Annotated in this window: 2 protein-coding genes and 1 pseudogene; 2 read left to right on the top strand and 1 reads right to left on the bottom strand. The window is 44.8% G+C overall.

Annotated features, from left to right (window positions below):
• Both Q9291_RS12205 and Q9291_RS12200 read left to right on the top strand, forming a co-directional pair.
• Window positions 1-280: pseudogene (locus Q9291_RS12205) on the top strand (hypothetical protein); the annotation flags it as partial.
• The gene (locus Q9291_RS12200; RefSeq protein ID WP_306390352.1) at window positions 237-596 is read left to right on the top strand and encodes a hypothetical protein; all 360 of its coding nucleotides are present in this window, start codon (window positions 237-239) and stop codon (window positions 594-596) included. The pseudogene Q9291_RS12205 and the gene Q9291_RS12200, both read left to right, overlap by 44 nt.
• A gap of 76 nt (window positions 597-672) precedes the next feature.
• On the opposite strand, the gene Q9291_RS12195 is transcribed toward Q9291_RS12200, so the two are convergent.
• Window positions 673-1,032 carry a GlcG/HbpS family heme-binding protein gene (locus Q9291_RS12195; RefSeq protein ID WP_306390350.1) on the bottom strand — a complete coding sequence of 120 codons (360 nt, stop codon included), beginning with the start codon at window positions 1,030-1,032 and terminating at the stop codon, window positions 673-675.
• Window positions 1,033-1,153 lie beyond the last annotated feature (121 nt).

Below are 1,153 nucleotides of genomic sequence, written 5' to 3'. Positions count from 1 at the left end.
AGGTAGAACCATGATTGCGAGAACTGGGCATGCTGCGCTCCGAAAGGCGCTCTATATGCCGGGGATGGTGGCTTTGCGACATAATCCTGCGCTTAAGGTGTTTGGTGAGAGAATGCGCTCAAATGGGCTGGCGCCCAAAGCAGTGATTGGTGCAGTGATGCGCAAGCTGGTGCATTTGATTTACGGGGTGATTAAATCAGGCAAACCTTTTGATGCGGAAATTCCTCTCAAGGGACTTGCAATTCAAGACGGTATCTCGTATTTCATTTCACGGAATTGAAGTTCCCACAAGCCTGTTCCCTGATTACTGGTCAACACAAAAAAATCAAGTCAGTCTAGAATGGCCAATGCCAATTCTTCTTGTAGTTGATATTTGTGGAAGTATGGATTTAGATCTTAATTCTTCGAGAACTCAAATTTTAAAGGGCGACAAATGGTTTGCTTTTGAAGCAGCGTTTGCAAGTGAAGTATTTTTGTCAATTATGCAAGCGGTTGAATCAGACTACTGGGTAAAGCTAAAAGTAATTCTATTACAGCTAACAGAAAACGAGATCATAATTAATGTTTTAAATAATCTCGTTTCTGAACCTGCATAAAACGTATCAATCTCACTTTTGCTTTAAGATAGATGTTTTAGTTGCTATGCATTTGAGATGTTTTTAGGGGGTGAAATTATGTCCGCCAAGGATGCTTAGGCACATCACAAACACCAGCGACATTCACGCCCGCCTGTGCCACTAAATGATCATTTTCAACCGTGTCGCCACTGACACCAATCGCGCCGATCAATATCCCATCTTCATCCACGATCGGTAGTCCACCAGGGAAAGTGATTAAGCCATCGTTGGAGTGCTCGATGCCGTACAAAGGCGAGCCAGGCACTGAGAGCTTACCGATTTCGCCAGAGGGCATGGCGAAGTAACAGGCGGTTTTCGCTTTTTTGATGGCAATATCAATGCTGCCCACCCAAGCATCATCCATTCGAGTAAAGCTTTTCAGGTTGCCACCAGAGTCCAGTACGGCGATACACATCTAGAGGTGGACCCGGAAAACTGGACAGTGTTTTAAGTGATATTCTTGCTTAACCTTGCAGCCGATAGGCGGCAGAAAGCAGAGAAAGAAAGCAATGAAACGTACCCGAAGAACCCACGCA

The organism is Methylophilus aquaticus (assembly GCF_030769565.1).
In the GTDB taxonomy this organism is placed as follows: domain Bacteria; phylum Pseudomonadota; class Gammaproteobacteria; order Burkholderiales; family Methylophilaceae; genus Methylophilus; species Methylophilus aquaticus.
Note: the sequence above shows the minus strand (reverse complement) of the source record. Positions and strands in the feature narration are given on the sequence as shown.

Excerpts from the sequence above, each read along its gene's own strand:
- Q9291_RS12195 (WP_306390350.1), bottom strand. The coding sequence starts at position 1,032 with ATGTGTATCGCCGTACTGGACTCTGGTGGCAACCTGAAAAGCTTTACT.